At 73.5% G+C, this 8,508-nt stretch carries 9 protein-coding genes; 3 read left to right on the forward strand and 6 right to left on the reverse strand.

Annotated elements, in window-relative coordinates; all coding sequences use genetic code 11:
* Nucleotides 1-235: 235 nt before the first annotated feature.
* Nucleotides 236-907 carry a lytic polysaccharide monooxygenase auxiliary activity family 9 protein gene (locus ACFV4N_RS35420; RefSeq protein WP_499677025.1) on the reverse strand — a complete coding sequence of 224 codons (672 nt, stop codon included), beginning with the start codon at nt 905-907 and terminating at the stop codon, nt 236-238.
* A 163-nt stretch (nt 908-1,070) separates the two neighbouring features.
* Nucleotides 1,071-1,919: a LysR family transcriptional regulator gene (locus tag ACFV4N_RS35425; protein ID WP_499677026.1), complete on the reverse strand. Its 849-nt coding sequence runs from the start codon at nt 1,917-1,919 to the stop codon at nt 1,071-1,073.
* A 70-nt stretch (nt 1,920-1,989) separates the two neighbouring features.
* Here ACFV4N_RS35425 and ACFV4N_RS35430 point away from each other — a divergent pair, with 70 nt between their 5' ends.
* Both ACFV4N_RS35430 and ACFV4N_RS35435 read left to right on the forward strand, forming a co-directional pair.
* Nucleotides 1,990-2,586, forward strand: coding sequence for a short chain dehydrogenase (locus ACFV4N_RS35430; protein WP_499677027.1), 597 nt, complete (start codon nt 1,990-1,992; stop codon nt 2,584-2,586).
* Nucleotides 2,587-2,680: 94 nt separating this feature from the next.
* Nucleotides 2,681-3,922 (forward strand): DUF4032 domain-containing protein, encoded by a 1,242-nt coding sequence (locus ACFV4N_RS35435; protein WP_499677028.1) that lies wholly within the window; start codon nt 2,681-2,683, stop codon nt 3,920-3,922.
* Nucleotides 3,923-4,073: 151 nt separating this feature from the next.
* Here ACFV4N_RS35435 and ACFV4N_RS35440 read toward each other — a convergent pair whose 3' ends face one another.
* The 3 genes from ACFV4N_RS35440 to ACFV4N_RS35450 are packed head-to-tail and all read right to left on the reverse strand — an operon-like array spanning nt 4,074 to nt 6,614.
* Nucleotides 4,074-4,994 (reverse strand): ABC transporter substrate-binding protein, encoded by a 921-nt coding sequence (locus tag ACFV4N_RS35440; protein WP_499677029.1) that lies wholly within the window; start codon nt 4,992-4,994, stop codon nt 4,074-4,076.
* 7 nt (nt 4,995-5,001) lie between these two features.
* Nucleotides 5,002-5,478 (reverse strand): GNAT family N-acetyltransferase, encoded by a 477-nt coding sequence (locus ACFV4N_RS35445; protein WP_499677030.1) that lies wholly within the window; start codon nt 5,476-5,478, stop codon nt 5,002-5,004.
* Nucleotides 5,475-6,614, reverse strand: a complete 1,140-nt coding sequence (locus ACFV4N_RS35450) for an LLM class flavin-dependent oxidoreductase (RefSeq protein ID WP_499677031.1) — start codon at nt 6,612-6,614, stop codon at nt 5,475-5,477. The genes ACFV4N_RS35445 and ACFV4N_RS35450 overlap by 4 nt, the downstream gene beginning before the upstream one ends.
* A 332-nt stretch (nt 6,615-6,946) precedes the next feature.
* Here ACFV4N_RS35450 and ACFV4N_RS35455 point away from each other — a divergent pair, with 332 nt between their 5' ends.
* Nucleotides 6,947-7,780 carry an amino acid ABC transporter permease gene (locus ACFV4N_RS35455; RefSeq protein WP_499677032.1) on the forward strand — a complete coding sequence of 278 codons (834 nt, stop codon included), beginning with the start codon at nt 6,947-6,949 and terminating at the stop codon, nt 7,778-7,780.
* A gap of 47 nt (nt 7,781-7,827) precedes the next feature.
* Here ACFV4N_RS35455 and ACFV4N_RS35460 read toward each other — a convergent pair whose 3' ends face one another.
* A complete protein-coding gene (locus tag ACFV4N_RS35460) occupies nt 7,828-8,415 on the reverse strand; it encodes a GrpB family protein (protein ID WP_499677033.1) in 588 nt (195 codons plus the stop codon).
* Nucleotides 8,416-8,508: the final 93 nt, after the last annotated feature.

The following is an 8,508-nucleotide window of genomic DNA, read 5'->3' on the forward strand; positions in this document are numbered from 1 at the left end:
CACCAACCCCGCCGGCCCCGACGTCAAATCCACCACCACCGTCACCATCCCCTACACCCACACCCTCGACCAGGCCAGCTGCGTGCCGAACGTCGTCAGCCGCACCGCAGGCCCCAACACCGGCCTGAAGGTCTCCAACGGCACCTGCTAGCAGCAGTCCCGACGCGGGCCCGGACATCGAACGGCCCCTCCGCCCCGTGCACCGGCACGGGGCGGAGGGGCCGTCGGGTCCGCCTTACTGGAAGACGACGTCCGAGCAGAAGTAGTACGACTGGTCCATGTGGCTGGCCTGCCAGATCACGTAGACGACGTGGCGGCCGGTGCGGCTGCCCGCGTTCACCGCCACCTGGTACTGGCCCGCCGGCGCGTAGCGACCGGTGGTGGTGACCAGGTCCAGGTTGCCCCAGCCCAACTGCTGCGTGGTCGGGTCGAAGCCCTGCCGCGTGATGTAGACCCGCAGGTAGTCCGCGCCGTGGCGGGCCTGGTCGGTGACGGTCAGGGTGAACTGGCGCGACTTGGTCGCCGCCTTCCACTGGCCCGGGTTGTCCAGCGCCGCGTACCGGGTGCCGCCGGTGCGACCGCCGCTGCACAGCTGGCCGTTGGGGATCTGGCCCTGGTGGTTGCCCGCCACGTTCTCGCGGTACAGGCCGTTCCAGTTCCACATCGCCGTGGTGTCGGCCTGCCAGGCCTGCCAGCACATCGGGTCCTGCTGGGCCATGGTGGGGTTCTGGAAGTCGCTGCCCCACCGCTGCCAGCAGCCGTAGTTGCGCGACGGCGGGTCGGTGGTGGAGCCGTGCGCGTCGGCGACGCCGGTGAGGACACCCGCCAGCAGCCCGGCGACGGCGGCGACCGTCGCGGAGGCCCTGGCGAGCGGGTTCTTTCTCGCAGGGATGGCTTTGAGCGCCACTCTCTCCTCCTCGTTGAGGATGTCCACATACCCGGGAGCGCTCCCAAATCGCACTGTAACCAGACGTTCGCGGAAATGGGAAGTGTTGTCCCGCAAGCGGTTCACGTTCGACGGGATTCGACGGAGGCGTTCGACGAAAGCCCTTTCCGCGAGCCGCCGGGGGCTACTCCGCGAGCGTGGCGGCGTGTTCGCGGAACGCCGTGGTGGCCGGGTGGGTCAGGGTGCGCGGCCACACCAGGCGCACCACCACCGGGTCCGCGTCGACCAGCGGCAGGTACCGGACGCCGGGGTGCGGGTGGCTGTGCCCGGTCGCCTCCGTGGTCACGCCGACCGCCTCCCCCAGCGCGATCGTGGTCAGCCACTCGTCGACGCCGGGCACCTCGAACGTGGCGGGCCGCGCGCCCTCCGGCCACAGGTCGGCGCTCGTGGTCGCGGCCGTCGAGCACAGCGCCACCGGGACGGCGGCGAGGTCGGCCAGGCGCACGCCGTCGCGGTCGGCCAGCGGGTCGCCCTCGGGCACCGCGACCAGGCGCGGCTCGCGGTAGAGGGCGCGCCAGGCCAGGTCGGCGCCCGACGGCTCGGCGCGCATGAACGCCACGTCCACCTCGCCCCGGCGCAGCGCGGCTTCCGGGTCGTCGCAGCGGCGGACCCGCGCGGGCGTGTCCGGGTGCGCCGCGCGCCACCCGCGCAGCAGCGGGACCGTGCGCCGGCCCAGGGCCGCCCAGCCGAAGCCGACGCGGAGCGGGCGGCCTCCCGCCACCACCTCGGCCAGGGCGTCGTCGAGCTGGTTGAGGATGCGGTGCGCGTGCTCCCACAGCCGCTGCCCGGCCTCGGTCAGCGCGAGCCGGCGCGTGGTGCGCTCCACCAGGCGCGCCCCGAGCCGCCGCTCGAGCTGGTCGAGGGTGCGCGACAGCGCGGGCTGGCTGATCCGCAGGGCGATCGCGGCATCGGTGATCGTGCCCTCGTCCCCGATGGCGGCGAGCGCCCGCAGGTGCCTCAGCTCGACATTCATAACGGTGGAGCATAAATGCCGCGCGAGAAGCATTTCCCCGACCTGCCCGGCACGACCTAGCGTCAACGGCATGAAGATCCTGTTGATCGGGGCGGGCGGCAAGATCGGCGCCGCCGTCCACCAGGCCCTCGCCGACCGGGGCCACGACGTCGTCACCGCCGGCCGCACCAGCGGGGAGCTGCGCTTCGACGTCACCGAACCGGAGCAGGTCGCCGCGCTGTACGCCCGGGTCGGCGAGGTGGACGCGGTCGTCAGCGCCGCGGGCGAGGTGCCGTTCAAGCCGCTGGACCGGTTGACCGCCGACGACTTCCTCGCCGGGTTCCGGGGCAAGGTGCTCAGCCAGGTCGAGCTGGTGCGGCAGGGCCTGGCGCACGTGGCCGAGCGCGGCTCGTTCACCCTCGTCACCGGCGTCCTGGCGCGCGAACCCGTCGTCGCGGGCAGCGCGGCGTCCCTGGCCAACGGCGCGGTCGAGGCGTTCGTCCGGGCCGCCGCCGTCGAGATCGCGCCGCGCCGGGTCAACGCCGTCAGCCCGACCGTGGTCACCGAGAGCCTGCCCGACTACGGCCCCTTCTTCCCCGGTGTGCGGTCGGTGGACCTGGTCGACGTGGCGCGGGCGTACGTGCGGTCGGTGGAGGGCGCCCAGACCGGCCAGGTCTACGTGCCCTGACCCGCGCCGGCCGGGGGGTGAGCGGTCGCACATCGGCAAAGGCACCGGTCGCGGGTTACCGTCCGGTCGGCAACGCCCGACCGCGGAGGACCCGATGCGATTCCTGTTCCGCCCGCCCGCCACCGAGGCGACCGGCCTGCTGTCGCTGCCGTGGGCGCAGCCGCTGGAGGAGTGGGACGAGGACCTGCTGCTCACCGTGCCGCAGCGGGGCATCTCGCGGCACGTCGTGCGGTTCGTGGCCAGCGAGGGGCGGGTCTACGCGCTCAAGGAGATCTCCGAGCGGCTGGCCCGCCACGAGTACGCCGTGCTCGGCGAGCTGGAGCACGAGGGCATGCCCGCGGTGTCGGTGCTCGGGCTGTGCGTCAACCGCCCGGACGACCAGCAGGCCGTCCTGGTGACCAGGTACCTGGAGCACTCGATGTCCTACCGGTACCTGTTCTCCAGCCCGCGCGGCGACGACCACTCGGCCGACCGCCTGGTCGACACGCTGGTGGAGCTGCTGGTGCGGCTGCACCTGTCGGGCACGTTCTGGGGCGACTGCTCGCTGTCCAACACCCTGTTCCGACTGGACGCGGGCAAGCTCGCCGCCTACCTGGTCGACGCCGAGACCGTGGAGCGGCACCCCCGGCTGTCCGACGGCCAGCGCAACCACGACGTCGACCTGGCGCGCGAGCGCATCGGCGGCGAGCTGATGGACCTGCAGGCGGGCGGCCTGCTGCCCGCCGAGCTGGACCCGGTCGAGGTGGCCGACAGCGTGCCGCGCCGCTACGAGGCGCTGTGGGACGAGGTCACCCGCGAGGAGTTCTTCCGGTTGGACGAGCAGCGCTACCGCGTCGCCGAGCGCCTGCGCCGCCTCAACGACCTGGGCTTCGACGTCGGCGAGGTCGAGCTGATCACCTCCGAGGCCGGCGCCCGGCTGCGGGTGGACATCCGGGTCGCCGAGAGCGGCCAGCACCGCCGCGAGCTGTTCCGCCTCACCGGCCTGGAGGCCCAGGAGAACCAGGCCCGCCGCCTGCTCAACGACCTGCGCTCGTTCCGCGCCTACCTGGAGCAGCGCGACGGCCGGCCGGTGCCCGAGGCCACCGCGGCGCACCTGTGGCGCAGCGAGGTGTACGACCCGGTGGTGGCCGCCGTGCCGCCCGACCTGCTCGGCGTGCTGGCGCCGGCGGAGCTGTTCCACGAGGTGCTGGTGCACCGCTGGTACCTGTCCGAGAACGCGGGCCGCGACGTGGGCACGACCGCCGCGCTGCGCTCCTACCTGGCCACCGTGCTGCCCCACCAGGACGGGGACCAGGAGGCCGACGAGGACGAGGACGGGTACGGCCCGACGGGCTGACGCCCGCGCCCGGCCTGGCGAAGGGGCCGGGCGCGGGCGCCGGTCGTCCGCGCCCGGATCGGGCGGCGGCACCGGGCGCGGGCGCCGATCAGGTGCGCCCCGCCCGAGCGCCGCTCACCGCTCGGGCGGCGGCAGCGGGCGCGGGCGCCGGTCAGGTGTGCTCGGGCGGGCTGATCTCCGACTTCGGGATGGCCGACTCGGCGGTGCCCCACTTGTCCAGGATCTGCCGGTACGCGCCGCTCTCGATGAGCTTGTTCACCGCCGCCTGCAACGCGGGCGCGAGCGGCGAGCCCTTCTTGAGCGCGAACCCCACGTCGAGCCGCTTGAACTCGCCGAGGAACTCCAGGTTCGGCTGGTTGGCGGCCGCGTAGCGCAGGCCGTTGATCGTGTTCATCACCACGTCGAGGTGGCCCTGCTGCAACCCCAGGTACACCGCCGCGCTCTCGGAGAACGTCAGCACCTCGTACGGCGGCTTCCCCTGGTCGGGGCAGACGTGCTTCTCCCGCTCCAGGGTCGCCTCGAACGAGGTGCCCGTGGCGGTGCCGATCTTGAGCCCGCACTGCTGGACGAGCCCCTCCACCCCGGACAGCCGGTCGTCGTTCGCGCGGACCGCGAAGCCCTGGCCGTCGTTGATGTAGGTGACGAAGTCGATGGTCTGCTTGCGGGCCTCGGTGACGCCGAAGTTGCCCGTCCCGACCTCGTACTTGCCCGCCGCGAGCGCGGGGAGGATGGCCTCGAAGCTCGCGGCCTCGCGCTCGATCCGGACGCCGAGGACCTTCGCGACGCCCTCGGCGATGTCGATGTCCTGGCCGAGCGCGGTCCTGTTGTCCTCGGCGTAGTAGGCGGAGGGCGGCGTGCCGCCGATCGAGGCCGCGAACTTGATCACACCGCGGGCCTTGACGTCGGCGGGCAGCAGGGCCGCGACCGCCTCGTCCTCGGCCAGCGCGGAGAGCACGTCGCGCGACGGCTCGACGCCGCTGCCGGCGGGCGCCCCGGTGTCGGCGGTGGCGCCGCAGCCGGCGGTGATGAAAGCCAGCAGCGCGGTCAGGGCGACCAGGCATCTCGTGCTCACGGCACTTTCACCCCAGTGCTTTCTCGAAGGGCAGGGGCCCGTTCGTCGGAGGGTCGTCGACGTCGAACAGCGGTGCGTAACCGCAGGACAGGTACAGCTCCCGCGCCTCGGGCTGGCGCGGGCCGGTGGTGAGGTAGACGCGGCGGTACCCGAAGGCGGCGGCTTCCCGCTCCAGCTCCGCCATGACCCGCCGCGCCCACCCGCGGCGGCGGTGCGCCCTGGCCGTCCAGATCCGCTTGGCCTCGGCGGTGGTCCCGTCGTGGCGCATGAACGCGCCGCCCGCCACGGGTTCGCCGCGGTCGAGCAGCAGGAGCAGCGAGCCGTGCGGCGGCGCGAACGCCTCGGCCGGGTAGCGGCTCATCTCCTCGCGCCCCGACTCGCCGTAGCGGTGGACGTACTCGTCGAGCAGCTCGGCCATCATGGGCGCCGCGGCGGGGTCGTCCGCGCGGACCCTCCGCACCTCGTGCGGCGCGGTGACGGTCACGTGCCGGCCACGGCCACTCCGGGCCGCCCGGCCAGGCGGGCGGCCCGCTCGCGGTCGCGCTTGGCCACCTCCTCGCGCACGATCGGGATGACGTGGCGGCCGAAGTCGATGGTGTCGTCCACCATGTCGTACCCGCGGGCCGAGATGATGTCCACGCCCAGGTCGTAGTAGTCCAGCAGCGCCGCCGCGACGGTCTCCGGCGTGCCCACCAGGGCGTTGGAGTTGCCCGCGCCGCCGGTGGCCGCGGCCGTCGCCGTCCACAGCGCGCGGTCGAAGCGCTCGCCCCTGGCGGCGATCTCCAGCAGCCGCTGGGAACCGGTGTTCTCCGGGTTGGCCAGGGGCCGCCGCCGGGTCAGCGGCACGCCGCCCGCGGTGCGCGCCCTGATCCGGTCCACGACGCGGTGCGCCTTCTCCCACGCCAGCTCCTCGGTGGCGCCGAGGATCGGCCGGAACGCCACCTGGAACCTCGGCGCGTCGGCGCGCCCGGCGTCCCGGGCGGCGGCGAGCACCGAGGCGATCTGCTGCGCGGTCTCGGCCAGCGGCTCGCCCCACAGGCAGAAGATGTCGGCCTCCGCGCCTCCCGCCCGGTAGGCGGCGGGCGACGAGCCGCCGAACGACACCCGCGGCCGGGGCTGCTGCACCGGGAACACGTCGCTGACGAAGTCCGCGAACCGGTAGTGCTCGCCCTCGTGGTCGAACGGCTCACGCGAGGTCCAGGCCCGCTTCACCACCCGGATGTACTCGGCGGTGCGCGAGTAGCGCTCGTCCTTGGTGAGGTAGTCGCCCTCGCGCCGCTGCTCGTGGTCGGTGCCGCCGGTGATGAAGTGCACGGTCAGCCTGCCGCCGCTGATGTGGTCGAGCGTGGCGAAGGTCTTGGCCGCGAAGGTCGGGTAGGAGACGTTGGGCCGGTGCGCCAGCAGCACCTGCAACCGCTCCAGCCTGGTCGCGACGAACGCGGCGACCTGCGCCGGGTCGGGCGAGCCCGAGCCGTAGGCGAACAGCACCCGGTCCCAGCCGTGGTCCTCGTGCGCGCGGGCCAACCGCAGCGTGTAGTCCTTGTCGAAGGACGGGCCGCTGCGCGCGTGCGTCTCGGACCCGTCGTTGGTGCCGCCGATCCCCAGGAACTCAACAGGCACGGTCGAACCTTCCGTCGTGGAGTGGGTGGGAGCCGCGCGTCGGCGGGCGCTGAGGGAGGCGCGGGCGGTGGACGCGCGGGCGTGCGGTGCGGTTCAGGCGTGACAGGACGCCGACCACACCCGACCGAGGTCGATGTGGTCGCGGGTGACCAGCCGCACGGTTTCCACGCACCGAGTCCAGCAGCGCCGGCACGCGCCCGTCAACGGCGGGCGGCGGGCGTCCAGATCGCGGAATCCCTTGACCCGGCGGGCGGAGCGGCACGACGATCGGCGCGCGGCGTTGAGGGACGCGGCACACCTCCCGCTGTCCTCCCGTGCCCTGGAGCGAGCCGATGAGCGCCCCCACCGTCGTCCCGTCGTCGAAGACCGCGCCCGCGCCGCGGGTGGTGCCGCTGCGCCGGCCCTGGCGGTGGTTCTCCGCGGGGCTCGTGCTGGTGGCGCTGGGCCTGCTGCTGTGGTCCGCGATCACCAACGAGCAGTTCCAGTGGCCGGTCGTCGCCCAGTACTTCACCGCGGGGGCCGTGCTGCGCGGCCTGGGGCTCACGCTGTGGCTGACCGCGTTGACGCTCGTGCTGGGCTTCCTGCTCGGCGGGCTGCTCGCGGTGATGCGGCTGTCGGGCAACCCGGTGCTGGTCGGCGTCGGGTGGGGCTACGTCTGGCTGTTCCGCTCGGTGCCGCTGCTGGTGCAACTGCTGTTCTGGTTCAACATCGGCGCGCTCTACCCGGCGCTGTCCGGCTCCACCGCGGTGATCGGGCCGATGACGGCGGTGATCATCGGGTTGGTGCTGCACGAGGCCGCGTACGCGGCGGAGGTCGTGCGCGGCGGGATCGTGTCGGTGGAGGCCGGGCAGGTGGAGGCCGGGTTGGCGCTGGGCATGGGGCGCGGGCGCATCCTGCGCCGGATCGTGCTGCCGCAGGCGATGCGGTCGATCGTGCCGGGCGCGGGCAACCTGCTCATCGGCACGCTGAAGGGCACCTCGATCGTCAGCGTGCTGGCCGTGCAGGACCTGCTGCACTCGGTGCAGCTGATCTACAACCGCAACTACCTGGTCATCCCGCTGCTGCTGGTCGCGACGCTCTGGTACGTCGTGGTCACCAGCCTGCTCAGCATCGGGCAGCACTACGTGGAGCGGTACTACTCGCGGGGCGCGGGCAGGCTGCGGTGACCGGGGCGCGGTGACCGGGACGGACCGCCCCGGCTCACCCGCCGGTCCTACAGCATCCCCGCCGCGCGGAAGAGCCGGCCGTAGATCTCGCGGATCACGTCCTGCTTGCGCGCGTTGTAGTCCATGACGTGCCCGCCACCCGGGATCGCCGCCCGCTTCGCCCCTTCGTAGAGCGCGCGGTCCTCGGGGTGCGCGCGCAGCCAGTCGCGGAACATGCGGTGCCTGATGACCTCCGGGCAATCCGGTCCGAACACGTGCAGGTTGGCCCGGGGCTCGGCGAGCCGCAGGCACCGGTGCTCGTGGAACGACGGTTCCCGGACCACGAGGACGTAGCCCAGGCGTTCGAGCGCGGGGACGTACGCGTCCTCGTCCCGGGGGTCGGCGACCGTCAGGTCGATGTCGACGACGTCCTTGGCGGCCAGCCCCTCGACGGACGTCGACCCGACGTGCTCGACGTCCAGTACCGCGTCGCCGAGCGCGTCGCGGATCCCCGCCGCCAAGGCCCGGTAGCGGCGCGGCCACTCGGGGTCGTACGGGGCGATCACGATCGTCTCCGGCCGAGGCGGTCCGGTGACCCAGGGGTCCTCGGACGGGTCCGGGTCGTGGTGCCGGGTGATCTCCTCGAAGGTGGGCATGCGTCGCAGGCTAGCGGCGAAGTGGTGCACCGCGAGAGGCGGCGCAGTGGCACTGGGACGCGCCGCCCCCGCGCACGACGATCGGTGCGGGCG

The organism is Actinosynnema sp. NPDC059797 (assembly GCF_042732085.1).
GTDB lineage: Bacteria > Actinomycetota > Actinomycetes > Mycobacteriales > Pseudonocardiaceae > Actinosynnema.